This is a genomic window from Streptomyces sp. ISL-11, from assembly GCF_018614525.1.
Taxonomy (GTDB): Bacteria; Actinomycetota; Actinomycetes; order Streptomycetales; family Streptomycetaceae; genus Streptomyces.
In genome coordinates, this window is the sequence record NZ_JAGGOL010000051.1 from 1 (window position 1) to 24,225 (window position 24,225).

The 24,225-nt window shown below is 70.2% G+C and carries 24 protein-coding genes and 2 pseudogenes; 15 read left to right on the forward strand and 11 right to left on the reverse strand.

Translation table 11 applies throughout. The annotated features are described in order from the left end of the window. Positions 1 to 120 precede the first annotated feature (120 nt). The gene (locus J7E86_RS12720; RefSeq protein WP_215081728.1) at positions 121 to 393 is read right to left on the reverse strand and encodes a hypothetical protein; all 273 of its coding nucleotides are present in this window, start codon (positions 391 to 393) and stop codon (positions 121 to 123) included. Positions 394 to 717: 324 nt separating this feature from the next. Beyond that, the gene (locus tag J7E86_RS12725; RefSeq protein WP_215081771.1) at positions 718 to 1,053 is read right to left on the reverse strand and encodes a hypothetical protein; all 336 of its coding nucleotides are present in this window, start codon (positions 1,051 to 1,053) and stop codon (positions 718 to 720) included. A gap of 500 nt (positions 1,054 to 1,553) precedes the next feature. On the opposite strand from J7E86_RS12725, the gene J7E86_RS12730 reads away from it, so the two are divergent. Next, positions 1,554 to 1,811 (forward strand): hypothetical protein, encoded by a 258-nt coding sequence (locus J7E86_RS12730; RefSeq protein ID WP_215081729.1) that lies wholly within the window; start codon positions 1,554 to 1,556, stop codon positions 1,809 to 1,811. 32 nt (positions 1,812 to 1,843) lie between these two features. Here J7E86_RS12730 and J7E86_RS12735 read toward each other — a convergent pair whose 3' ends face one another. Then, positions 1,844 to 2,059 carry a hypothetical protein gene (locus tag J7E86_RS12735; RefSeq protein ID WP_215081730.1) on the reverse strand — a complete coding sequence of 72 codons (216 nt, stop codon included), beginning with the start codon at positions 2,057 to 2,059 and terminating at the stop codon, positions 1,844 to 1,846. Positions 2,060 to 2,443: 384 nt separating this feature from the next. Next, a pseudogene (locus J7E86_RS12740) lies at positions 2,444 to 3,541 on the reverse strand (IS701 family transposase); the annotation flags it as partial. Positions 3,542 to 4,037: 496 nt separating this feature from the next. On the opposite strand from J7E86_RS12740, the gene J7E86_RS12745 reads away from it, so the two are divergent. From J7E86_RS12745 to J7E86_RS12770, 6 genes are all read left to right on the forward strand, one after another. Continuing rightward, positions 4,038 to 4,352, forward strand: a complete 315-nt coding sequence (locus J7E86_RS12745) for a hypothetical protein (protein WP_215081731.1) — start codon at positions 4,038 to 4,040, stop codon at positions 4,350 to 4,352. Between the two features lie 170 nt (positions 4,353 to 4,522). Beyond that, positions 4,523 to 5,455 (forward strand): bifunctional MaoC family dehydratase N-terminal/OB-fold nucleic acid binding domain-containing protein, encoded by a 933-nt coding sequence (locus J7E86_RS12750; RefSeq protein WP_215081732.1) that lies wholly within the window; start codon positions 4,523 to 4,525, stop codon positions 5,453 to 5,455. Beyond that, complete coding sequence (locus J7E86_RS12755) at positions 5,452 to 5,895, forward strand: MaoC/PaaZ C-terminal domain-containing protein (protein ID WP_215081733.1); 444 nt, start codon at positions 5,452 to 5,454, stop codon at positions 5,893 to 5,895. The genes J7E86_RS12750 and J7E86_RS12755 overlap by 4 nt, the downstream gene beginning before the upstream one ends. Beyond that, positions 5,892 to 7,058, forward strand: coding sequence for a lipid-transfer protein (locus tag J7E86_RS12760; RefSeq protein ID WP_215081734.1), 1,167 nt, complete (start codon positions 5,892 to 5,894; stop codon positions 7,056 to 7,058). Before J7E86_RS12755 ends, J7E86_RS12760 begins: the two co-directional genes overlap by 4 nt. Before the next feature lie 53 nt (positions 7,059 to 7,111). Next, a complete protein-coding gene (locus J7E86_RS12765) occupies positions 7,112 to 7,957 on the forward strand; it encodes a glycoside hydrolase domain-containing protein (protein ID WP_251019060.1) in 846 nt (281 codons plus the stop codon). 218 nt (positions 7,958 to 8,175) lie between these two features. Beyond that, positions 8,176 to 8,706, forward strand: a complete 531-nt coding sequence (locus J7E86_RS12770) for a SigE family RNA polymerase sigma factor (RefSeq protein ID WP_215081735.1) — start codon at positions 8,176 to 8,178, stop codon at positions 8,704 to 8,706. A gap of 19 nt (positions 8,707 to 8,725) precedes the next feature. Here J7E86_RS12770 and J7E86_RS12775 read toward each other — a convergent pair whose 3' ends face one another. Beyond that, a complete protein-coding gene (locus tag J7E86_RS12775) occupies positions 8,726 to 9,322 on the reverse strand; it encodes a hypothetical protein (RefSeq protein WP_215081736.1) in 597 nt (198 codons plus the stop codon). 332 nt (positions 9,323 to 9,654) lie between these two features. Between J7E86_RS12775 and J7E86_RS12780 the strand changes: the two genes are divergently transcribed. Continuing rightward, positions 9,655 to 10,785 carry a N(5)-(carboxyethyl)ornithine synthase gene (locus tag J7E86_RS12780; RefSeq protein WP_374223794.1) on the forward strand — a complete coding sequence of 377 codons (1,131 nt, stop codon included), beginning with the start codon at positions 9,655 to 9,657 and terminating at the stop codon, positions 10,783 to 10,785. Between the two features lie 100 nt (positions 10,786 to 10,885). Here the strand turns inward: J7E86_RS12780 and J7E86_RS12785 are convergent, their stop codons facing one another. Further along, on the reverse strand, positions 10,886 to 11,557 hold the full coding sequence (locus J7E86_RS12785) for a DUF2278 family protein (protein ID WP_215081738.1): 672 nt from the start codon (positions 11,555 to 11,557) through the stop codon (positions 10,886 to 10,888). A gap of 607 nt (positions 11,558 to 12,164) precedes the next feature. Here J7E86_RS12785 and J7E86_RS12790 point away from each other — a divergent pair. The 3 genes from J7E86_RS12790 (at position 12,165) to J7E86_RS12800 (ending at position 15,928) form a co-directional block, all read left to right on the forward strand. Then, positions 12,165 to 12,797, forward strand: a complete 633-nt coding sequence (locus J7E86_RS12790; protein WP_215081739.1) for a DUF4239 domain-containing protein — start codon at positions 12,165 to 12,167, stop codon at positions 12,795 to 12,797. A gap of 673 nt (positions 12,798 to 13,470) precedes the next feature. Next, on the forward strand, positions 13,471 to 14,544 hold the full coding sequence (locus J7E86_RS12795; RefSeq protein ID WP_215081740.1) for an AMP-binding protein: 1,074 nt from the start codon (positions 13,471 to 13,473) through the stop codon (positions 14,542 to 14,544). A 1-nt stretch (position 14,545) separates the two neighbouring features. Then, on the forward strand, positions 14,546 to 15,928 hold the full coding sequence (locus J7E86_RS12800) for an aldehyde dehydrogenase family protein (protein WP_308312572.1): 1,383 nt from the start codon (positions 14,546 to 14,548) through the stop codon (positions 15,926 to 15,928). A 184-nt stretch (positions 15,929 to 16,112) separates the two neighbouring features. On the opposite strand, the pseudogene J7E86_RS12805 reads toward J7E86_RS12800, so the two are convergent. Beyond that, positions 16,113 to 16,327 (reverse strand): annotated as a pseudogene (locus J7E86_RS12805) (transposase); the annotation flags it as partial. Then, entirely contained in the window at positions 16,279 to 17,148 is an 870-nt protein-coding gene (locus J7E86_RS12810; protein ID WP_215081741.1) for a hypothetical protein, read from the reverse strand. The pseudogene J7E86_RS12805 and the gene J7E86_RS12810, both read right to left, overlap by 49 nt. Positions 17,149 to 17,474: 326 nt before the next feature. On the opposite strand from J7E86_RS12810, the gene J7E86_RS12815 reads away from it, so the two are divergent. The 3 genes from J7E86_RS12815 to J7E86_RS12825 all read left to right on the forward strand — a co-directional run bounded on the left by J7E86_RS12815 (position 17,475) and on the right by J7E86_RS12825 (position 20,449). Beyond that, complete coding sequence (locus tag J7E86_RS12815) at positions 17,475 to 18,545, forward strand: esterase family protein (protein WP_215081742.1); 1,071 nt, start codon at positions 17,475 to 17,477, stop codon at positions 18,543 to 18,545. Positions 18,546 to 18,617: 72 nt separating this feature from the next. Next, positions 18,618 to 19,700, forward strand: coding sequence for an ALF repeat-containing protein (locus J7E86_RS12820; protein WP_215081743.1), 1,083 nt, complete (start codon positions 18,618 to 18,620; stop codon positions 19,698 to 19,700). 92 nt (positions 19,701 to 19,792) lie between these two features. Continuing rightward, complete coding sequence (locus J7E86_RS12825) at positions 19,793 to 20,449, forward strand: hypothetical protein (RefSeq protein WP_215081744.1); 657 nt, start codon at positions 19,793 to 19,795, stop codon at positions 20,447 to 20,449. Between the two features lie 63 nt (positions 20,450 to 20,512). Here J7E86_RS12825 and J7E86_RS12830 read toward each other — a convergent pair whose 3' ends face one another. Next, positions 20,513 to 21,406 carry an MBL fold metallo-hydrolase gene (locus J7E86_RS12830; protein ID WP_215081745.1) on the reverse strand — a complete coding sequence of 298 codons (894 nt, stop codon included), beginning with the start codon at positions 21,404 to 21,406 and terminating at the stop codon, positions 20,513 to 20,515. A gap of 124 nt (positions 21,407 to 21,530) precedes the next feature. Between J7E86_RS12830 and J7E86_RS12835 the strand changes: the two genes are divergently transcribed. Then, positions 21,531 to 22,418, forward strand: a complete 888-nt coding sequence (locus tag J7E86_RS12835; protein WP_215081746.1) for a LysR family transcriptional regulator — start codon at positions 21,531 to 21,533, stop codon at positions 22,416 to 22,418. On the opposite strand, the gene J7E86_RS12840 is transcribed toward J7E86_RS12835, so the two are convergent. Together J7E86_RS12840 and J7E86_RS12845 are read right to left on the reverse strand one after the other, a co-directional pair. Then, positions 22,362 to 23,057 carry an alpha/beta fold hydrolase gene (locus J7E86_RS12840; protein WP_215081747.1) on the reverse strand — a complete coding sequence of 232 codons (696 nt, stop codon included), beginning with the start codon at positions 23,055 to 23,057 and terminating at the stop codon, positions 22,362 to 22,364. The genes J7E86_RS12835 and J7E86_RS12840 overlap by 57 nt on opposite strands. 12 nt (positions 23,058 to 23,069) lie before the next feature. Then, positions 23,070 to 24,224 carry an FAD-dependent monooxygenase gene (locus J7E86_RS12845; protein ID WP_215081748.1) on the reverse strand — a complete coding sequence of 385 codons (1,155 nt, stop codon included), beginning with the start codon at positions 24,222 to 24,224 and terminating at the stop codon, positions 23,070 to 23,072. Position 24,225 lies beyond the last annotated feature (1 nt).

Here is a 24,225-nt window from a genome sequence, read left to right on the forward strand (position 1 = left end):
GCCCCTTACGGGACATCGTTTAATGGAGAAGTACGGCTGGAGTACTAGGCCCACCCTGTACAGACCTCCACCCCGGCACGGGCTTGGGGTCGGCTCGTGCCGGGGCGGGTCACGCGCGAGTCAGCGCACGCGGTGGTTGCTGGTGTCGGCGATGTAAAAGCTCGCGTCGAGATCGACGCTCATGGACCTTGCCTTCACCGCAGGGCCCGCCACGTAGGCCGCTACAGGGGCGCCGGAGTCGTTGACGACCGTGAGAGAAACCGGAACGGCTTCGCCGCCGCTGACGACGAGCGTGGGCACCCCGTCCACGTAGCGCAGGCTCAGCGTGCCCACGTCCTCGGGTTTCGGCTCGCTCACGTCAATGATCTCGAACGGCTGCTTCTCCTCGGGCATGTGCCCACCCCTCTGAAACGGAAAAATGACGGCCTGTCGCGAATTTTGCCACGCCGTGACTGCGCGAGCTAGGACGCGCCCCATGAGCCCACCACGACCCATCGGACAGTCCCTAGGGCTCGTATCTGCTCCAGGTGGTGGGCGGCGGCGCAATTGGCGGCGTAGCAGGCGGTGCTGGCGGCCGCGGGGTGGTGGTCGGGGGTGTAGAGGTGGCGCCATCTGCCCTCGTCGTCGATTGGGCAGGAGCGGCATTGCACGCCGCCCGTGGCGGCCGGGGAGTTGTGCCTGTCCCTGCGGTGGCCGCAGAGGCAGAGGGGGGCGGGGTCACCGGGCACGGTCGCCGCCGAGGAGGAGCTGGATATGGCGGCGTTGACTGTCGGTCTCGCGGCGTAGGGCGTCGATGGTGCGGAGGAGCTCGGCACGCTCGGCGATCCAGGCTTGGCCGAGCGCGGGGGGCTCTGCAGGCGGTGTCCGGATGGTGTCCGTGCTGGTCGCAGCGGTTTCGGACGGGGCGGTGCCTGCGGTGTCCGGAGTGGTCCGGGTGGTGTCCGGATCGGTGTCCGCCCAGACGGTCCGGGTTGCGCCGCCGTGGCCGTGGACGGCTATGGCGTCGTCCAGGCGATCCCAGCGCGTTACGACAAGAGGGCCTACATCTTCCATGGCACTGTGACCGTCGCCGCGATCTGGCTGTGGCTCCGCCCCTGACCCGCCAGACAGTGCCTAGTTTTGTTCCGAGGTGGTGTCCTCCCTTGATGTAGTCGCCGACAGTTGGCGCGTTGCCGCAGGCCGTGACAACGTGTGTCTGAGTCTCCTCGGCGACCTCGCGTCGCAGGGCCTCGGTCAGGCTCTCGCCGTTGTCCACGCCGCAGCGCCATGGCGCTGTCGCCTCGACAGGCCGTCCGACTGGTATGCGGGGTGAGCTGGACGGCCGCAGTGAAGCGTCCGGCCCCGGCGACGGACTACTCACCCCGACGCCCTACGCGGGCGGTGAGCAGGTCATCGTTACAGTGACGCTCCATATCAAACAGCGCCAATGAGGGTATCCAGGGTTGTGGGGGCATCCCGGGTCGGTGGTGTGCCCTGAGCGCCCCGTTCCGCACCCTGTTGACGATCGCCTTCCGCGCGTCACGCTGAACCGACAACGCGTAAGGAGGAGCACCATGGCCGAACGTGTCCGCACCGGTTGGAGCAGGCTGCTCATCACCGCCGCCTGTGCCGTCATCATCCCCCTCACCCTCGCTCCACCCGCCGCCGCTGTTGACCTCCCCGGCGTCCCCGACGTCCTCCCCCTCGACACCGTCATCCTCAGCGTCTCCGAGCTCACCCAGAACATCTCCAACCTCTCCCGCAGCGTCCGCAGCGCTTGGCGCGTCGACGCCAACCTCGACCTAATCGGTGTCCCGGAAGGGGCTGTTTGAGCAGGCTGAGGTGCTTCGCGTGCTCTCGCGGGCTATCCCGCGAGGGCGAGGTTGTGGAGTCGGGCGGCGGTTCGGGCGGTCGGGTAGCCGAGGCGGACGGGCGTGCGGTTGCACCAGGCGCGGAGGGTCCAGCGGGTTCCGTCGTGGTCGATCGTGTAGGTGTACGAGCCGTCGGCAGTCTTGGCGTGGTAGGTGCGGGCGGGCCAGCTGGCCTTGTGCCAGGTGAGGTTGGGCCAGGAAAGTCGCATTGCTTCTCCAGGGGGCGGAGCCCGGCGGCTTGGCGTCCGCCGGGCCGACCGGTTCAGGCGCGGGGTGCCGTGGGGGACAGCGTGCTAGTACTCCAGCCGTACTTCTCCATTAGTGCTGGTCAGCGGCTTGGGTGTGGGAAGTGTAGCGGGGTGGGTCGGTGTGCGGGGCGGTCTTGGCGGACCGTCCCGCGAAGGTGTGACCGCGCCGCATGTAGTGACAGTGTCGGGCGCGTGCTTGGTGACGGCGTCTCCAGTGCGACCACCTGATTGCGTAGTCGCGTCGTGCAGGACGACGTTGGGGTTCAACTGCCAGCAGGCGGCGTACTTCTGCCGGGGTGAGGTCCACGAGGTCGGGCGTGTCAGCCGCATCACCCCTTTTTCGCGTGCCTGGACGGCCATCGCCGCGAGAAAGATGTGCGCGAGCATGACGAGAGTGATGTGCCGGTACCAGCCGACGTAGCGGCGGACTTCGTACTGGTCCAGGCCGCACTCGTTCTTCGCGCTCTGGAAGCACTCCTCGATCTTCCAGCGGCAGCCCGCGATGCGGGCCAGGTCGGCCACGGTGGCATCCAACGGGGCACTGGCCAGGTAGTAGGCGATCTCCGCGGGGCGGGTGATGCTGCGGCGGGCGAGCATCCAGCGTTGCCGCGTGGGCTCGTCGCCGTCGAATTCCCAGACGGCCGGCAGCCGGGCTGCCGCCCAGTCGTAGAGCCGTGGTCCTTTCGCGCCGTCTCCGCAGGACAGACGTTGCCATGCCTCGGGCGGGGCCTGTCCGATGAGGTAGTCGATGCGCGGCCCGTGGACCTGCTGCGACTTGGGCACCGCCACGACGTAGGAGAGGCCGGCGTCCTCCAGGAAGCGGCGAAAGCGGGAGTCCTGGCCATAAGCGGAATCTGCGGTGACCCAGGAGAAGACCAGCGGGGAGCGCATGGCTCGCAGGATCATGGAGCGGGCGAGGTCGTTCTTGGTCGTGAAGTCGCGCTGGTCGGGAACCTGGGCCGCCCGGCAGCGTTCGCGATCCTCAGTCCAGGACTTGGGCAGGTAGAGCTCGCGGTCGACCAGTGCGTGACCGCGGCTGGTGGCATAAGCGGCGAAGACACCGATCTGGCAATTTTCCGTGCGGCCCGCCGTTCCAGAATATTGACGCTGCACTCCGGCTGAGGTGGTGCCCTTCTTGACGAAGCCGGTGTCATCGATGATCAACACGCCCTTCGATGCGTCGAGTTGTTCTGCCGCATAGAACTGCAGATCGTCGCGGAGGCGGTCCGCTTCCCAGCGACTGCGGGACAGGAGGTGCTGCAACCCGTCTGGGGTGGCATGCCCGGCATACTCGGCGAGTTGCCAGCCGTCCTTGCGACCTACCGGACCCAGCAGCCCGCGCACGTAGTCGCGCATCCGGCGCCGGGGTTCCACCCTGGCGAAGCAGGCTCCGGCCCGCAGGAACAGGTTCTCAAGTTCACGGCCCCAGGCACTCGTGGGCACATCATCGATCACATCTGCGGACTGCTCGATCCACTGTCACTACATGCGGCGCGGTCACACCTTCGCGGGACGGTCCGCCAAGACCGCCCCGCACACCGACCCACCCCGCTACACTCCCCACACCCAAGCCGCTGACCAGCACTAATGGAGAAGTACGGCTGGAGTACTAGGCGCCCGCGCGGCGTCCGGCGCTCGTTGTCCTCACGCGCCGGACGGGCTGGATTTGGCCGAAACGCGGCCGGAACGGTTCTCCGCACGGGGCTGCTGGATCGCGAGCTGCCCCAGGGTGCCCTGGGAGGCGAGGCGTCGGAGGTTGGGTGCGAGGTGGGGGTTTATTCGGGAGTGGTCATGCTTGCGAGGGAATGGGGAGAGGCAGGTGGTTCGGTGGGGATTCGGTGGGCAATTCTTGGAGCGCGACGTCGTGAAGATCGCCGGGCGGTGGGCCAGCCTCCCGGCAGTTGGCGGTAGTTCCGTTCTGTGTTCTGGAGGAATTGACATGGCAAGCACCCGCACGGCCCGCGTCCTGGCTGCTGTGGCCGCACTTCCGATGGCGGCCCTGCTGTTCTCCGGCGTGGCCTCGGCCGACGACGGGAATGGCAACCAGGTGGCCAACCGCGGTTCCAATGCCGCCGCCGCGGGCATCATCGGGAGCGGTGTCGCCGGCCCCAACGAAGGCGCCTCCACCACGGGCCAGCAGCAGGCCGTGGGCACCGGAGCATCGAACCAGAACAATACGGCGAGTGTCGTCGGTTCCGAGGACACCGAGATTCAGCAGGAGAACGTCGCCGTCTCCTTCACCGAGCTCTGGTAGCCGCCTCTGGGGATGGTGGTGATACGTGACTGGGTGAATCCGAAATGGGTCTGGTGATGGTGCGCGGCGGCACTCCGGTGCCGCCGCGCAGCCATGTCCGGGGCGGGCCGGGTCGGACCGCTTGACAGTCACCCTGACCTGACGGACAGTCAGGTCGCGTGAGCGCGAGCATGAGCGACGCCCCCCGCGACGACGACCTCCACCCCTTGCTCAAGACCTTCGAAGGCCGGCCCGCCACCGTCTCCGGCCGGGCGAAGGACCCCGTCAACTCGCCCATGATCAGGCACTGGTGCGAAGCCATGGGCGACGCCAACCCCGCCTACACCGGCGACGACGCCATCGCCCCGCCCACCATGCTCCAGGCATGGCTCATGGGCGGACTCTCCGGGCGCGGGCGCGCCCGTTCCACCGCCTACGAGCAGCTGTTCGAGATGCTCCGCCGTGCCGGGTACACCGCCATCGTCGCCACCGACTGCGAGCAGGAATACCCGCGCCCCCTCCGCCCCGGCGACCTCCCCACCTTCGACACCGTCATCGAGTCCGTATCGCCGCGCAAGACCACCAGGCTCGGCGCCGGGCACTTCATCACGACGCGGACCGAGGTGCGGGTGAACGGGCGGCTCGTCGGGACGCACCGCTTCCGCGTCCTCACCTACGCGCCCGCACCCGGACCCGTCCCCGCCGCTGTCCGTACCGACCGTCCCCGCCCCGTCGTCAACCGCGACAACGCCGGCTTCTGGGAGGGCGTCGCCGCGCACCGGCTGCTCATCCAGCGCTGCGACGCCTGCGCCGCGCTCCGTTTCCCCTGGCTGCCGGGCTGCGGCCGGTGCGGTTCGCCGGAGTGGAGCACCGTCGAGGCGTCCGGTGCCGGGACCGTCTTCTCGTACGTGATCGTGCACCACCCGCCCGCTCCCGGCCTCGATCCCCCTTACGCGGTCGGGCTCGTCGAACTCGCCGAAGGGGTGCGGATGATCAGCAACATCACGGGCGCGGCGGCCGAGCGCGTACGGATCGGGATGGCGGTCGCGCTGGAGTTCGTACGGGTGGACGCGGATCTGGAGATCCCCGTATTCCGGGCGCTCCCGGACGGGGCCGCGGGATGAGGGCCGGCGACGAACTTCCCGCGCTGACCATCCCCGTCACTCGTACGCTCGTCGTCGCGGGTGCCATCGCCTCCCGCGACTACCAGGACGTGCACCACGACGTGGAAGCGGCCCGCGCCAAGGGCTCTCCCGACATCTTCATGAACATCCTCACCACCAATGGTCTGGTGGGCCGGTACATCACCGACTATTTCGGCCCGGAGGCGACGCTCCTGAAGGTTTCGATACGGCTGGGTGTGCCGAACTATCCAGGCGACGTCCTGACATTGACCGGAAGGATCGTTTCCGTGAGCGATCACGCCCACGACTCCCACGGTGTCCCCGTGGAGGCGGAGGTCGCCGTTCGCGGCGCCAACGGCCTCGGCCGCCACGTCACCGGCACGGTCATCGTCACTGTTCCGGGCCCGACGCCTGCCCCCGACTCCGCCACCGCCGGATGAGCGCCCGCCGCCCCGACACCCTCGGCGGCGCCGCGGCCGTCGTCGGCATCGGGGCGACCGAGTTCACCAAGGACTCCGGGCGCAGCGAGCTCGCCCTGGCGGCCGAGGCCGTACGGGCCGCCCTCGCGGACGCCGGGCTCGCGCCCTCCGACGTCGACGGCCTGGTCACCTTCACCATGGACACCAGCCCCGAGATCACCGTCGCCCAGGCGGCCGGCATCGGTGAGCTGACCTTCTTCTCGCGCGTCCACTACGGAGGCGGCGCCGCCTGCGCCACCGTGCAGCAGGCCGCGCTCGCCGTCGCGAGCGGCCTCGCCGAGGTCGTCGTCTGCTACCGCGCCTTCAACGAGCGCTCCGGCCGGCGCTTCGGCGCGGGCGTGCGCCGGCGCGAGCCCTCGACGGAGGGCGTGGCGCTCGGCTGGGCACTGCCCTTCGGGCTGCTCACGCCCGCGTCCTGGGTGGCGATGGCCGCCCGCCGCTACCTCCACACGTACGGTCTGACGCCCGAGGTCTTCGGGCACGTCGCCGTCACCGACCGCCGGCACGCGGCGGTGAACCCGGCCGCGTACTTCCACGGCAGGCCGATCACCCTCGCCGACCACGCCGCGTCCCGCTGGATCGCCGAGCCGCTGCGGCTGCTCGACTGCTGCCAGGAGACGGACGGCGGGCAGGCCGTCGTCGTCACCTCCCTCGACCGGGCCCGTACACTCCCGCACCCGCCGGCCGTGATCGTCGCCGCCGCCCAGGGCGCGGGACGGGCGCAGGAGCAGATGACCAGCTTCTACCGGGACGACCTGACCGGCCTGCCCGAGATGGGAGTGGTCGCCCGGCAGCTGTGGCGCAGTGGCGGCCTGACCCCGGAAGAGATCGACGTGGCCATCCTCTACGACCACTTCACCCCGTTCGTCCTGATGCAGCTGGAGGAGTTCGGCTTCTGCGGGCCCGGCGAGGGCGGGGACTTCGTCGCCGCCGGCGCGCTGCCGCTGAACACCCACGGCGGCCAGCTCGGCGAGGCGTACCTGCACGGGATGAACGGCATCGCCGAGGCCGTGCGGCAGGTCCGCGGCACCTCCGTCAACCAGATCACCGGCGCGGCGCGGGTCCTGGTGACCGCCGGGAGCGGAGTTCCCACGTCCGGGCTCCTTCTCGGGGCAGACGGATGAACCGAGGGCGTGTCAGCGGAGACGCCGGGTCGGGGGAGCCGTTCACTCTGCGTATGGACCGACGAAGGAAGATCATCGGATATTTCGTCGCCCTGATGGTCGCTGCGGCCCAGCTGACCACCGGGACGTCGCCCGCGACAGCCGGCGGCCGGCGGGACCCCGACCCCAGGGCCGAGGGAGCCTCCATCTTCAAGGGATGGGGCATCGACGCCTGCCAGGCGCCGCCGCTGTCCACCATGCGCGCGTGGCGGGACTCCGACTACCGCGCCATCGGGGTCTACTTCGCCGGCCGGGCCCGCGCCTGCTCCCACCAGCACCACCTCAGTGCCTCCTGGCTGACCGGCGCCCGCGCCCTCGGCTGGAAGTTCCTGCCGATCTACGTCGGTTCGCAGTCGCCGTGCGTCGGCTCGGACTCCAAGCGGGGCTACCTCATCGAGGACGACGACCCGTACGGGCAGGGTCAGGACGAGGGCCGGGAGGCCGTGGACCGCGCCGCCGCGATGGGCATCGTCTCCCGCAGCCCGCTCTACCTCGACATGGAGGCGTACGACCAGAGCGACTCCGACTGCGCCCGTACGACGCTGTCCTTCATCCGCGGCTGGGACTCGACGGTGCGCCGCCACGGTTACCTCGCCGGCTTCTACAGCAGCGCGAGCTCCGGCGTGCGCCACATGGAGCGCGCCCGGCGCTCGGGCACGTCGAGCCTGCCCGACGTGCTGTGGTTCGCCCGCTGGCAGGTCGACCCCTCCACCGACGACGAGCCGTCGCTCGCCCGCACCGCCTGGCAGCCGCACCGCCGCATCCACCAGTACCGCGGCAATGTCACCGAGACGCACGGCGGGGAGCGGCTGACCATCGACCGCAACCTCGTCGACGCGCCTGTGGCGATCATCGACTGATGACGCCGGGGGCGTGCGGGCTCGCCCGTACGCCCCCTCGTCGCCTCTCTCCGCCTCCGGTGCGGCATGCCGTCGGCCAGAGCCTTGGGTAGGGGTCCCCCTGAGCACCCTCCCCCTTCAGGAGGTGGGGACAACCTCACCTGTACGACCTGAGGCGGACGGTTCTTCGGCACTTGCGGCCGATCCGGCGGGCAGGGGCGCGCTCCTAGCGTTAAGGCATGACCACGTCCGTGTGCACCAGCGCATCCACCGCCGTGTACCCGTCGTTCTCCTCGTACGTACGGGCACGCGGTCCGGTGCTGCAGCGCACCGCCCGCTCCCTGACCTCGAACCCGTGCGACGCCGAGGACCTGCTGCAGACGGCGCTCACCAAGACGTACCTGGCGTGGGAGCGCATAGAGGACCACCGGGCGCTGGACGGCTACGTACGCCGCGCCCTGGTCAATACGCGCACGTCGCAGTGGCGGAAGCGGAGGGTCGACGAGTTCCCCTGCGAGGAGCTCCCCGAGCGCGAGGCGACGGCCGCGGCTGACCCCGCGGAGTCGCAGGCGCTGCGCGACGCGATGTGGCGGGCGGTCCTGAGGCTGCCGGCCCGCCAGCGGGCCATGGTCGTCCTCAGGTATTACGAGGACCTCACCGAGGTACAGACCGCGGAGCTGCTCGGCGTCTCGGTCGGCACGGTGAAGAGCGCGGTGTCGCGGGCGCTGGGCAAGCTGCGGGAGGACCCGGAGTTGTCGCGGGCGGCGTAGGCCGTCGGTTATTCGTCGGTTATTCGCCGCTCAGCAGGTCGGCCACCTGGTTCAGGACGTCGAAGTCGGCAGTGCCCGTGAAGACCGTGCTGTTCGCGGGCAGCGGGCTGGTGGTGAAGTCTTTCGCGAGGGCGGCCGCGCCGGTCCGGGTGAGGTTCATCGGGATGTCCGCGGCGCTCACCTTGGTCAGGAAGAGCTTCAGCTGGGCCGAGGGCGAGGAGAAGACGTCGATCCGCCGACCGTGGTGAACGGCCGAGGTGACCAAGGTCCGGTCGGGTGTGGCCGCGCCGGCCAGGTCCTCGAACGTGGCCCGCTGCTGACCACGGTGGAAGGCGAAGCCGCCGCCCGCCGCCGGGGCCGGACCGGAGAGGTCCGGGTCGATCCGCCCGGTCGCCAGGGCCGTCCGCACGCAGGGGTGGCCGTTCTCGCTGACCAGGGTGGCGGGTGCGACGGCCGCCAGCTCGATCCGCGCCGCGCGCAGGGCGGCGGCGGACGCGTCGGTCAGGCAGAGGGTGACCGGGGTGCCGGCGCGCAGCGGGCTCGGCGCCTGCGAGGGCGCGAGCGCTCCCAGTGACACCACGGCGAGGGTGAGGACGCGGAGGCAGGGCTTCTTCACAGCGGACTCCGGAGGGTCGGTGACGCCGACGACGAATGCGCCTGGCCAACGCGGGGGGTGCTGCGCACGTCACGCCTCACCTCGGCGACTTGGGCCGGGCGGCGTAAAGGTCTGTCCGGGCCCGTTCGTACGGCCACGTCCCGTTTCCCCTGGTGTACATGGCGCCGGTGGTGGTCGCGATGGCGCCGGCGGCTTCAGCGGGGGTCCGGGTTCGGGCGTCATCAGGGCGCCCGGCCCGGAGGAGCGCTGCCGGTCCGGGTCCCCGCACTCCGAGGGTGTGCTAAACAGAGAGCAATCAAAGGGGCCTTTTGCAGCAGCTCAAGCTCGGAATCATGTCGCAGACCCGCAAAGAGAACGAACACCGTCTGCCGATCCACCCAGCGCACTTCGAACGCATCGCCGCCGACCTCCGCCCCAGCATCTATCTGCAGACCGGTTACGGAGAGCACTTCGGTGTCTCGGACAGTCAGCTCGCACCGCTGGTCGCCGGTTTCCGCTCACGCCAGGAGCTGATCGCGGAGTGTGACGTCATCCTGCTGGCCAAACCGCTGCACGAGGATCTGGCGGAGCTGCGGGAAGGGCAGGTGCTGTGGGGATGGCCGCACTGCGTGCAGGACGAGAAGGTCACGCAGGCCGCCATCGACCGCAAGCTCACCGTGATCGCCTTCGAGGCGATGAACCACTGGACCCGCGAGGGTTCCTTCAACCTGCACGTCTTCCACAAGAACAACGAGCTGGCCGGCTACTCGTCGGTGCTGCATGCCATGCAGCTGACCGGTGCGACCGGTGACTACGGGCGCCGGCGGCGTGCGGTGGTGATCGGCTTCGGCGCCACCGCCCGCGGCGCGGTCACCGCTCTCAACGCGCTGGGCGTTCACGAAGTGGACGTGCTGACTGCCCGCGGCGTCACCGCCGTCAGCTCACCGATCCACTCGGCGCGGATCGTGCAATTCGACCACGACGTGGCCGACGACACCCTCGACCCGCGGCGCAGCGTCGCGCTCACCGAGGACGGCCCGGAGCCGCTGGCCGATTTCCTCGCCGGGCACGACATCATTGTCAACTGCGTGCTCCAGGACACCGCGGCGCCGCTGATGTTCTTGATAAACGAGGACCTGCCGAAGCTCGCGCCCGGCACCCTCGTCATCGACGTCTCCTGCGACGAGGGCATGGGCTTCGCCTGGGCCCGGCCGACCACCTTCAACGACCCGATGTTCACCGTCGGCGACCACGTCCACTACTACGGCGTGGACCACAGCCCCTCCTACCTGTGGGACGCGGCCACCTGGGAGAACAGCGAGGCGCTGATCCCGTTCCTGCGGCCGGTCCTCGAAGGACCGGCCGGCTGGGACGGTGACGGCACGATCCGCCGGGCGATCGAGATCCGCGGTGGCACCGTCCAGAACCCCGCGGTCCTGGCCTTCCAGCACCGCGCCGAGCAGTACCCGCACGCGCTGCTCTGAGCCGGCGCCGCCCGGTCGACGGCGTACCCGCACCGGGTAGGCCGTCGACCGGGCGCTCCCGGCCGCCCCTCGACGGCGGGGCCCCGGTGCCGCCAGGCGTTCACGCGACGGGGTGCCCCGCGCCGTCCGTGTGGCCGGCCTGGCTCGAGAACTTGCTCAGGAATACGTCGTACCGGCCGTCGGAGCGCTGGGTGAGCGTCGCGCCGTCCTGCCAGATCCCGTTCTCCGCCCACCACTGGGAACCGACCGGGTCGCCCTGATTCTGGTGGACGTTGTGCATGCCGAGATCCCCCTCGGGATCGTCGAGGAACGGCTCGCCGAAGACGAGGGTGCGCCGCCCCGGCACCAGGATCGGCTCCAACGCGGTAGCGGCGTCGGCGTTGGATCCGGCATGCCACGGTCGCGAGCCGAACAGGTCGAGGAGTTCCTGCAGCCAGGACGGTGGGCGGCGCTGGAACAGGACGCCGGACCGGTCCAGCAGCGCCGGGTGGCGCAGGAAGTCCAGGGCCCCGGAGTCCGGCGCGGACGCGAGGTCGTGGTAGCCGGGGGCGAGGGCGGCGGCCGGCCCGAGATCACCGGCGTCCAGGGTGAACAGCTTCCACTGCACTCCCACGTTGGACTTGTGGCTGTCGACGTCGATGGCGCAGTGGTAACGCCCGTCGGGCGCGTCCACCTCGATGTGGAGGTGGAACCAGCGTCCCTGATCGTCCGGCCGGTCGCGGTAGTGACGGTAGAGGGTTCCCGAGAGTGCGCCGTAGCGTGCGAAAGGCATACCGCCAGTGAATCACTCGTGAACACGACCCGCATGTGAGTGGTGACTGTGCGTAAAGGCCGCTATGGCCGAGCCGCACCGCTACCTTTGCTCCCGTCCGTCCCAGTATGCCGGTCGGGGCATCAGCAAGCCTCGTTCGTCCTCCCGTCGTTCAGCCGCCGACTCCACCCGGCAGTCCCGGCGTGGACAACGGGGCGAAATGGCGCGCGCTACCAGCGGACTTCCCACCGTGGTCCACTTATCTACTACGTCTCAGGGCCCGCGCCGGGGTGGTGGCCTCCATCCGTGACCAGCTCCGCCGCCGCATCCGCACCGGCACCTGCCAGTCCGCCGGAACCTGCGTCGCACCCGGGCTGACCCGTCCGCGACAGTGCGCCTGATGGTCTTCTTACGCCCATGGTGTGATCAACCACTGCCACCCGGGCCCTCTCGGCAGGATGCTCCTGAGACACGGGATCAACTCGGCATATACAGGTACGAGACGGAATGGCCGGGCTGGGTGCTGCGCAGGCAGCTGGCGGCGTTGGAGACCCCGACTCTGACCATCCGCGACTTCGTCCTGCCTTTGCAGGCACTGACCGTCTTCGTGCTGGCCTAGGTCCTGGTCATGGCCTCGGGCTCCAACGGCAAGGCGGAGGAAGCCGTGCGGCAGGAGGCCCAGACTCTCGATCACATGTACAAGGCCGCCGACTTCGCTCCCACCGCGCCCCGGCGACGGCTACAGGGCGACATCACCTGCTACGTGCGCGCGGTCCGCTCCGCGGAATGGCCGGCCATGGCCGACGGTCACGGTTCACCCACTCCCGATGCATGGGCCAGCGATTTCCACACCGCGCTGCTGAGCATGGACGTCAAGAGTGCCCCACTCAGCCAGCTCATCTCCGCCGACCAAGACCGTGACCAGGCGCGCCAGACCCGGGTGGCGGAATCGACCCCAGCGATCCCCAGCCCGGTCTACTGGCTGCTCCTGGCCACCCTCTCCGTCCTGGTCGTCCTCCTGGGCCTGTGCCTGCCCACAGCCAAGAGCATCACGGTCACCGCCGCTCTCGTCGTCCTCACGGCCCTCCTCACCTGCGTCCTGCTCGCCATCCGCGACGTCGAACGTCCGTTCAGCGGCATCATCCAGATCAAACCCACCGCCCTGACCGCGCTGGAGGACAACATGAGCCGGCACTACACCGCCACCTACCGGCACGCCCAGCTCCCCTGCACAGAAAGCGGCGCGAAACGCGAAGCCTGACTGCCGAACAAGCGGCGAGCACCGCTCCGTTCGGCCCCGCGGCCTGCTCCGGCCCTCACCCGGCACCGCGACGGGTAGTAGATGGCATCGTTGAGGTGCAGTCGCTGCGGTGGCGGGCTGGTGAGCGGGGTGATCGAGCGCGCCGGGCCGGCCGAATTCATTGGGAAGAGCAACCGGGTGTCTCGCCCGGTGCCCGGCATGCGAGGTCGGCGGTGTGTCAGGCCGGGCACGAGGGTCAGAAGATGACGTACGCGCCGTCGTGCGTCCCGCCGACACACCTTGGGATCCCGCTTTCGTCTGAGACGCGCCCGCCGCCGCTGCGGCACTCCTGCGCGCGGAGACGATGCCGTCACGGGCGTGGGTGGGTGCGGCGGCGCGGGCACTGGCTCCCACCGCGCCGGTGAGCAGCAGCGCCAGGGCGGCGGGAGCGAGGAAGTGACGTGTACGCATGAGCCGGACCGTGGACTGCTGTTCGCGTGGCGTCCTGGAGTGCGGCAGCTGTAGGTGTCGGACGATCTGACCTTTTGACCGGGTGGTGCGGCGCCAGTACGTGAGTGTTTTCGATCCACGGCATGCCAGCGATCCGGGCGCGATCAGTGTGGTGGCGGCGTGGCGGAAGCGGCCGTAGCGTGGCGAGGAGAACATCGTCGGCTCGGGGCGGAGGTGGTGGACCATGGACTGTTTCGAGGATCTGCGGGATCCTGACGAGTTCATCCGGGCCGCCATGCAGTGGCATTTCGGTCCGCGCACGGGTTCGCCGTTCTGGCTGGGCCGGGCCCGCACGCTGGGCTTCGATCCGCTTGCCGATGTGAAGTCCTTCGATGACCTGGCACTGTTCCCGAACGTGGTCAACGAGCTGCGGCACGTTCGCGTGGAGGATCTGATCCCCCGCGGGTACGCCGAAGAGGCCCGACCGGTCGGGGTGTACGAGAGCGGCGGGACCACGGGTGCGCCCAAACGGGTGGTTCTGCTGGAGGACTGGCTGGTGCGCAACGTGTCGCTGTGGCAGTCGAGCCTGGCCGAGCACCAGGTGCAGCTGCGGGGGAACTGGCTGCTGCTCATGCCCTCCGGCCCGCACCTGGCCGGCCCGTTCACCCAGCGCCTGGCCACCCTGACCGGCTCGGTGGTCTTCACCGTCGACATGGACCCCCGCTGGGCGAAGCACCTGGCCGCCCAGGGGCGGGCGGACGAGGTCGACGCCTACGCCGAGCACGTGATCGACCAGGCCGTCCACATCGTCCGCAGCCAGGACGTCGGCATGCTGATGACCACCCCGCCCATGCTCCAGCGGTTGGCCGCCCGAGAGGACCTCGCCCATCTGATCAATGAGAAGATCCACACGATCATCTGGGGCGGCGCGCACATGGACCCCGACACTCGCCACCTGCTGCGCACCGAGGTCTTCCCGCAGGTGAAGCTGATCGGCAACTACGGCAGCACGATGGCCCTGGGATCGGCCGACGAACGGCCCGGTCTGGCAGATGACGAGCCGTGCGTCTTCGACACCTTGGCACCCTTCATCACCTACTGGGTGGTGGACGCGGCCACCGGCCGGCGCGTCGCCCTGGGCGAGCGCGGCCAGGTCGTGATGCACCACGTCACGAAGTCGGCGCTGCTGCCCAACAATCTCGAACGGGACGAGGCCACCCGGATCGCGCCGCGCCACGGGGAGTGCGGTGACGCGGTCGCCGACGTCGCGCCGGTGGCCGTCTTCCAGGGCGAGAAGGTCACCGAAGGGGTGTACTGAGGTGAGCGGCGCTCCCCCCGGCATCGTCGCTCTGGACGCGCTCGGCCCGACGGGGCCTTTCCGGGCCCGCCGCCGGGTCACCGTCGAGGAGGTGACAGGCCGGCCGGCCGCCGAACTCAGCCTGGTGCCCGAGCTGTTCGTCAGCCGGGCCCTGGCGGCCTTGCGCCGGGCCGAAGAGATGCCGGTGGATGACCGGGTGGCCGCGCTCGCCCGCGCCGGGCAGGCGTTCGCCACCGCCACCGTCGCCGGGCTGCCGCCCGCCGCCTACCAGCACCTGGTCAGCCGCGTCTCGGGGCTCCCCCTGTCGGTGGTCCGCCGCGCCGCCGACACCATCGCCCGCGCGGCCGCCGACGCCCACCGCGCCGTCCGGCAGGCCCGCCCCCACAGCGCGGTCGATCACTGGCGCGACCCCGCGACTCGTGCCGGGTGCGCCGTGTGGTGCCGCCGGGGTGAGGTCTTCGCCGTCCTGGCCGCGGGCAACCACCCCGCCGTCCACGCCCAGTGGCTGCAAGCCCTCGCCCTGGGCTTCCGCGTCGCCGTACGCCCCTCGCAGCGCGAACCCCTGACCGCCCACCGGCTGATCACCGCCCTGCGCGAGGCCGGCTTCGGCCCCGACCACGTCGTGCTGCTGCCCACCGACCACCACACCGCCGACCGCATCCTCACCCACGCCGACCTCGCCACGGTCTACGGCAGCACCGAAACGCTCCGCGCCTACGCCGGCAACCCGCTCGTCCTGCCCCAGGGACCGGGCCGCTCCAAGATCCTCATCACCGCCGACACGGACTGGACGCCCTGGATCGACACCCTCGTCGCGTCGGTCGGCCACGAAGCGGGCACCGCCTGCGTCAACGCCACCGCCGTCCTCGTCGAAGGCGACCCCACCCCCGTCGCCCAAGCCCTCGCCGAACACCTCGCCGCCCTGCCCGTCCTGCCCCCGCACGACGAACGCGCCGTCCTGCCCGCCCAGCCCCTGGCCACTGCCCACGCCCTGAACAAACACCTCCTCGACCACGCCGCCGGCGCCACCACCTGGCTCGGCAAGGACGGCGTCCTGGCCGACCTCGGCGACGGCAGCGCCGTCCTGCGCCCCGCCGTCCACCAGCTCGACCACCCCGGCGACGAACGCGCCGGCCTGGAGATGCCCTTCCCCTGCGTCTGGGTCACCCCCTGGACCCGCGAAGCCGGCCTCACACCCCTGCGCCACACCCTCGCGCTCACCGCCCTCACCCAGGACGAGACCCTCATCGACGCCCTGGTCGGCGAACCCACCATCAGCGGTGTTCACATCGGTCCGCACCCCACCCACCTCAGCACCCCGGCCATGCCGCACGACGCCTTCCTCGCAGAGTTCCTCATGCGCACCAAAGCTGTCATCCGCTGACACGGCAGAGCCCCGTCCGCCAGCCTCTCAGGGCGCGAAGTCCGGTGTGGCGACGGGAATAACCACGTCGTCTCACGCCTCGCGCGCGGTTTATGCCGTGGTCTTCTTCGTCCACGCAGTGCGGGGGCCGGTGCGAGCCAGGCGGCGGGTCATCAGGGTGATGGCAGCCCACGTGATGTTGCATGAACCCCCAGACCGTGCGCCAGGGAGGGAAGTCCGCAGGCAAGGCCCTCCATTTGCAGCCGGTGTCCACGACGTAGCGGATGGCGTCGACGACCTCGCGACGGGGTGCTTCTCCGGCCGCCCGCCTCCGGGCGTCTCGCAGGCCGGCACCGGCAGCAGAGGTTCGATCAGAGCCCACTCGGCGTCGGTGGTGTCCGAGGGATAGCGGGGGCACCGCGCCGGCGGCTCCTTCCGGTCGCCGCTTCCACCCGGCAATCCCGGCAGCTCGTCTCTTCCGCCAGTGGGCGGAACACCCGCTCGCACCCTCCGTCGCACGGCCGCAACGGCCGTACCCCAGGCGCGTCCGCGCCGAACCGCGGAGCGTCCGGCATCTTGCGGGTGAGGCGGTTGCGGGCCAGGGCCGCCGGGGAGTGGACGCGGTCCGGGAGGCCGTCCGTCAGGGCCTCGCGGATTTCCTTGACCGTCGCGCCCCGCAGCAGCCATTCACCCGCCAGGGCGGCCAGTTGCTGTACGTCCCTGCCGGTCAGCCGGAGCCTTCGTTCGCGGTGCGAGACCGAGGCCAGGACCAGCCCACCCCGCTCGATCAACGGCTGCGGGATTCCGGAGGGCTGGGAGGGAGGGTCGTCAGTGTTCTCTTCAGTGTTGTCTGGGTGACGGCCGACCGCCCGACCCGTCGGTTCACCGACGGCCGGTTTCACGGCCCTCGGTGCGGCGGGGTCGCGTAAGGCCGTGGCCTCCTCCGCCGACAGGGGAACGTTCGACACCAGCTGCGTCGTCATCCACCGGCCGTCCGTGCCCTGGCGGCGCCATTCGTGCACGTAGCCCTCCGCCATCAGCTCCCGCTTCGCGCGGATGAACGCCGTCTTCTTGATGGCCGCCTGCGTCGCCGTTACGTGCAGTGGGGTGCGCACTTCCTCCGGCAGGGACAGCTGCCACAGCAGCAGCCGTACGGCCTCCGCCGACAGCCGCGGATGGCGAATGATCTCGTTCGGTACTTGGGAGAAGAATCGCGCGGGGGCGATAGCATGCCGGAGCATCCTGAGGTCCTCCTGAGACCTTTGTCGGGTGTAGGCCCTCGACCGGTGTTCGCAGCACCGTCGAGGGCCGCTTCGTTTCGTTACGAAGCAGCCGAATCCCGGCCACCGTATCGCAAGCCCACCGACCCGCGCGGGCCTTCAACACCCGTTCTGGCGTGCGAAGTTCGGTGCGGTCAACGTGCCGTTGACGGTTGTTGGTGCGTCCGGTTGCGTACCTGGGCGGAATGTGCGGTATCGGATTATTTGCCTGTTCATGGGAGTTTTATTACTTCTATCGGGTACGCGGGGGTGTCCGGCCCTGCCATCGGAATCACCCGGAGTGAGCGATGACGCGTTCAGCAGGCAGCCACTCGGCAGCCAAGCGGTGGATCATCGCGGTGGCGTCCGTCGTCGCGCTCGGACTGATCGCCTGGCCCGTGTTGATCCACTACGAGATACCCCCGTTCACCGACAAGGGCGACCCGGTCACCTATGGCGGGGTCGAACCCGACCGGACCGCCGGTGGCACGCGGAGCGGCGGGGACCCCAGGGTTCTGATGCCGACCGGGCCGGTCGCCGACTTCAGGAACGCCAGGACCCTGGACGACGGCACGCACGTCAGCGTCGTCACCCTGGACGGGAAGAAATCCGGGTTCAGGGGCAAGGTGTGGGTCTGGGCACCCAAGGAATACACGGACGAACCGAAGTTCGCCAAGAGCGGCTTCCCCGTGATGATCGCCCTGCCGGGTGGCCCCGGCTTCGACTCCAATTACTGGTGGGCGGGGTTCGCGTTCGAGGAGAACATGGCCAAGTGGTACGAGGAGGGAAAGAGCAAGCCGTTCCTCCTGGCCATGCCGGTGCTGAATCCCGGTCCGGACACCGACGGCAGGTACTGGGACGGCAGTGACATCCCGGGGCAACCGAAGATGGGCACGTGGCTGACCGAGGACGTCCCGGACCTCATGAGGCAGAATTTCCGGACGCTCACGTCGCGGGACGGCTGGGCATTCATGGGCTCGTCCACCGGTGGATTCGCGGGCGTGAAGGCCGTGTTGAAACACCCGGACAAGTTCAAGGCCGTCATCGCGAACGGGCCGGATTTCGTCCCGGATTCCCTGCTCTGGCGGGGCCATGAGCAGGAGCAGCGGGAGAACACCCCGTCGGTGCTGGCCAAGCGGCTGATCGCCGCCGGGGGCCCGGACGTCTACATGGCCTTTCAGGTCGGCACGAGGGAAAGGGCGGCGACCATGAAGGGCGTCAAGGACTTCATGGCGCAGTACGACAAGGGGCCGATCCACACATACCTGCGCCCGATCGAGGGCGGAAAGCACGACGGGGCCACGTACGCGCCGAACCTGGGCCTGGGGCCGATCCAGTGGATCAGCCGGTACATCGAGGGGCCGACGCCTTCGTCCTGAGGTTCCAGCCATGAATCATGCGTAGCATATGGGCGAAGTTAAATGATTGTCTCCAATAAGTGGGTATTGCGCGTGAAACTGGCTCGTGTCTCGGCCATCGTGGCGGCTGTCGCGATGGCACCTGCCGTTCTTCTCTCCTCCCCGGCCTTCGCCGCCGACGCCGCCTCGACGGGGCCCGCCGCGTCGACGCCCGACAAGGCTGAGCCCGAGACGAAGTCTCCCAAGAGGGGCTCGCAGGAAGAAGAAGACCGGGTCGCCATTGCGAAGATGCTGGCCGACGCCGGCCTCGGCAAGGGCCTCCGGAGGGAGGCGAACAAGGCACTCGACGGTGACGCGGCCGCTGTGCGCAACTTCCTGGAAAAGGGCCAGTACGCCGCCCGTGACGAGGACAACCGAGTCGCCATCCTCAAGATGCTCGGCGACAAGAGCAACGGCCCGACCTTCGTGGAAGCGGCGAACGACGCACTCAACGGTTCCGCCAAGGACCGCGTGTACTTCCTGGAGACCGGGCAGCACGACGCCCGCCTGTCGGACGACCGGTTGCGCGTGACCCAGATCGCCCACAAGGGCGGCCCCACGATGAAGGAAGCCGCCAGGAAGGCGCTGGACGGCACGGCCGAGGACCTGCGCCGCTTCCTGGAGACCGACCAGTACATCGCCCGCCTGATGGACGACCGGCTTCGTGCCTCCCAGCTCTACAGCTCCGGCGGCCCCGCGGTGAAGGCCGCGGCCAGGGCGGCGCTGGACGGTACCGACGATGACCTCCGTAAGTTCCTGTCGACCGGGTACGACGAGGCCAAGGCCAAGGACGACGCCGCAACGAAGGCAGCCAAGGACAAGGACGCCAAGGACAAGGGCGACAAGGGCGCCAGCGACAAGAAGGACGACAAGAAGGCCGACAAGGCGACCGACAAGGACGCCAAGGGCAAGCCGGCTACCGACAAGGGCACCAAGTCGACCTCGTCCGACCAGCAGAAGTCCGGCCAGGCCGGCGGCACCACCGCCGCCGTGAAGCCCACCGGTGGCAGCACCGAACTCGCCACGACCGGCGCTGGTTTCGACGCCAACTGGGCGATCGGTGGCACGGCCGTGGCCGTCGCCGCCGGTGCGGGCCTGGTCGTCGCGGCCCGTCGCCGCAAGTCCGCCGAGCGCTGACGTACGGCGACGTACGGCAGGGAGGGCAGCCGCACTGCGTCATCGGCAGCCGCGCGGCGCCATTGTCAGTGGTGGGGAGTTCAATGGTCCGCATGACCGTTCTGGAGCTCGTGGCCCAACTGCCCGACCCGGTGGTGCTCCTGGAGCGCTGCCGGGCCCTCGCCGTGCTCGACGCGGTTTTCGATACGCGCTTTCGCACATACCGCTTCGACCCCGCGTGGGGTGGGGACGGGGTGGCGCTGGCCGAGATGGACAACGGCGGCGGTGATCTCTACGCCATCGTCTTCGACCCGGCCGGGGTGTTCCTCTACGGGTTCGACCACGAAAGCGATGCCACGCCCTGGCGCGAGGACGACCGCGTCCACTGGCCCGGTCTGCTCGACGGGCTGCCCCCGGCGCTCGCCCGCTACGCCACCGAGCCGGCGTTCCAGTTCGACGGCTTCTTCGACGCCACGGTGTGCGCCTGGCGGGAGGCCGGGGACGACAGGTGGCGCTGCGGGCCGGTGGAGTTCGAGGACGGCGAGTCCGACGGGGCGGACTTCCTCTTCGAGCTCGTGCTCGACGGCGGCGCCGATGCGTACGCGGAGTGGGCCGAGGACTACTTCGAATGCCCCGTCGACGGGGACGCGGTGGCGGCCGTCCTCTCCGGGGCACCGCTGACCCCGGAGCTCGTCCGCGTGCTCAACCCCTCGGCGGACTACGCGAAGATCGCCGAGGAGGCCGCGGCGCTGGGGCACCGAATACGGTAGGCGGCCGGCCTGTTTCCAACCGCTTGGCAGGTTGGCGCCCAGGGCGTACGGCCGGAGCCTCGCTCACGTCATGTGCTCGCCGCACAGGCACGCGACGGCGGTGTCGATCCACTCCCGGCCTGCCCACTCGGGGTGCCGCGCGATCAACACCGCTCGTACCTCCTCGACGATCGTCTCCTGGCTCATCGCCGAGTCACGGCGAGCCCAGGTCTCGTCGCGCAGCTCCCGCAGGTAGCCGAGCACGTCCTCCAGCACCCGCGTTCCGCCGATGTCGCCGTGGCCCGGGACCACGGTCCGCGGCCTGGCCGCCGCCAGCCGGGCCATGACCTCGATCCAGCCGAGGCCGGTCACGTCGGTGTCGTGCGGCGGGAACCACGGGAAGATCGCGAACTGTCCGGTCTCGGCCAGGTCGCCGGTGAACAGCACATCGGCGTCGGGCACGGTGATCACCTGGTCGCCCTTGCTGTGCGCGGGGCCGACGGCCCGCAGACGCACCACCCGGCCACCGAGGTCGAGGTCGTGCGACTCCGCGTAGACGACGTCCGGCGTGGGCACCCGCGCGCCTTCCAAGCGCTTGGCGAGGGTCGTCCCGAGGCCGCCGAACATCGTGAGGTACCCGGCACCCTTGACGGCCAGGTCCTCGGCCTGCGCCTTGTTCACGAGGTACGTCGCCTCGCCGGCGAAGACGTGCGCGCCGAAGGCGTGCTCGGGGTGGAAGTGGGTGGATGTCAGGTACAGCTCGCGCCCCTTGGCGTAGTCGCGGGCGAAGGCCAGCACGCTCTCGGCGTTCTCCGGCCCCAGGCCGGTGTCGACCACCAGCACCGAGTGCGTCCCGCCGATGACCCCGATGTTCGGGACCAGTTGCACGTTCCGGTTGGGCACGACCACGAGGTCGCGCGCGAGCTCCTGCGCACCGGCGGTCCGCACCACGGGGTCGGGCTGCTGATAGTCGGCCATGACACATGCTCCTCGCGTCGCCGGACCGCACCGGACCGGATTGCCCCCACCTCACCTCCGCGTCGACCCCGGCGTCCAATACCTGTTGAACACGCCCGATACCGTCCGGGTATCGTGACCGGCGATGGACCTCCGCCTCCTGCGCTACTTCGTGGCCGTCGCCGAGGAGCTCCACTTCGGCCGCGCCGCCGCCCGGCTGCACATGACCCAGCCACCACTGACCCGTGCCATCAAGCAGCTGGAAGCGCATCTGGGTGCCACCCTGCTGCACCGCTCGGCCGCCGGCGTGACGTTGACCGCGGCCGGAACCGTCCTGTACGACGAAGCCCGCGCCCTGCTGGCACAGGCCGATCACGCGCGCGCCCGGGTCGCCGCCGCGGCCGACGTCGCGAGCATCACCATCGGCACCCTCGGCGACAGCGTGGAGCGCGCCGGCGCCGGCACGTCCCTCGCGGCCGCCTTCCGCCGCCGCCATCCGGGTGTCGAAGTCCGCGTCCTGGAAGCCGACTTCACCGACCCCACCACCGGACTGCGCGCCGGCCTGGTCGACGTCGCCGTGACCCGGGCGCCGTTCGACGACACCGGGATCAGCACCCGCGTCATCCGCTCCGAACCCGTCGGGGCGGTCCTGCGCTCCGACGATCCGCTCGCTGGGCGCGACCTCGTACGCCTGGCCGACCTCGACGACCGCACGTGGTTCCGGTTGCCCGACGGCACCGACCCCGTCTGGCGTGCCTACTGGAACGGCACCGAGCCCGGCGAACCGCTGCGCGAGGGCCCCGTGGTGCGCACGATCCACGAATGCGTCCGGGCGGTGCTGTGGAACGGAACCGTCGGGCTGGCGCCGCTCGGCCACGAGCCCCCCGACGGCCTCACCGTCGTCCCCCTGGCGGACATGCCGCCGAGCCCCCTGATCGTCGCCTGGCACGCCGCCGACGCCAACCCCCTGGTCCGTTCATTCGTCGAGCTCGCCGCGCCCGGCACCCGCCGTCACCAGGAGGATCTTCACTAGGTCGTCCGGTACGTCCCGCATGAGGTTGTGCTTGCCGGCCAGGGCGTGGACCGACCACCGCGGGTCCTTCCGCAACCGCTCGTAGAGCGAGGCGAACGGGGACCCGCCCTCCCACTCCGACTCCGTCGCGTAGACATAGGTCCTGCTCCGGAAGCGGCTGAGGTCACCGGTGAGGCGGATGCGCTGAAGAGCCGACGCCAGCGGGTGATCCGTCGCGCGCGGGTCGAAGAAGGGCAGGGGCGGTATCGCGTAGCCGGTCTCACCCACGCCCAGGTACCAGTCGCCTTCGGCGGGGACGAGGCCGAAGACGGAGTCGCCGTCCTCGGGGACGAGGGCGTCGAGGTAGACGAGCGAGTCCACCCGCCGCGGCACCCGGTCCGCGACGCCGGTGATCACCATGCCGCCGTAGCTGTGGCCGACCAGCACCGCGTCCTCGATCGCCTCGGCCTCCAGGACGCCGACCACGTCCTGGATGTGCGTGTCCAGGTTCACCGTCGAGGTCAGGAGGTGGGCGCGCTCGGCGACGCCGGTCAGGGTCAGGGCGTACACGCGGTGCCCGTGCCGCCGCAGCGGCTCGACGAGCGTCTCGAAGCTCCAGGCGCCGTGGCACATGCCCGGGACGAGGACGAAGGTTGCCATGGGTGCTGCTCCTCAGGGCCGGCGGGGCCGGCGGTCGGCGCCGGTGGCGCGGCGGTAGTCCTCGGTGATGCGGGCGAGTTCGGCGGGGGTACGGGCGTCCGCGCCGCGTCGCATCTCGCGGTTCACGGCGATGACGGCGGCCGTCGCCTCGCGGCGCGCCTTCTCGTACGCGGCCAGGCCGTGGGGCAGGCCGGCGGCCGCGAGCTCGTCGGCCAGGACGCGCGCGTCGACGATCGCCTGGGACGCGCCGTTCGCGCCGAGCGGATACATGGGGTGGGCGGCGTCGCCCAGCAGGGTGACTCGGCCCGTGCCCCACGACGGCAGGGGGTCCCGGTCGACCATGGGGTATTCGAGGATCATCGAGCTGTTGGTGATCAGGGAGGGGACGTCGAGCAGACCGAGGTCCCAGTGGCCGATGTGGCGCAGGATGTCTTCCGGGCGGCCCGGGAGGTTCCAGTTGGCGTCGCCGGGCAGCGGGCCGGGCTCGGCCACCTGGACCTGGGCCACCCAGTTGATCAGGTTCGGGCCGATCGGGTAGGCGACGAGCTCGCTCGGCTCGCTGCCCTCGCCCCGCGCGATGACCATCGAACTGCCGCCGAGGAAGGGCCCGGCCTCGGTCACCCCGCGCCACATCTGTACGCCGGACCATGCCAGCGGCCCTTGGCCCGGGTGCAGTTGGGCCCGTACCGCCGAGTGCAGGCCGTCCGCGCCGATCAGCACGTCGGCCGCGATGTCCGTGCCGCCGACCCGGGCCCGTACGGTGTCGGCGTCCTGCGTGAACCCCGTCAGCCGGGCGCCGGTGCGGACCGCGTGCGGGCCGAGCCGCTCGCGCACCGCGGACAGCAGCAGCATCTGCAACTGCCCGCGGTGCACGGCGTACTGCGGCCGGTCGTATCCCCCGGGGAGCCCGCGCTTCTTGGTGAAAAGCGTGGTTCCCGACTGGTCGCAGTAGACGTTCTCGCTGATGGCGACGCCGATACGGGCCAGGTCGTCGCCGAGACCCAGGTCGGTGAGCTCCCGCACGGCGTGCGGGAGGACGTTGATGCCGACGCCCAGGGGGCGGAGTTCGCGGGAGCCCTCGATCAGGGCCGCCCCGATGCCCGCGGCGTGGAGGGTGAGCGCGGTGGTGAGGCCGGCGATGCCGGCCCCGGCTATGAGGACGCGCATG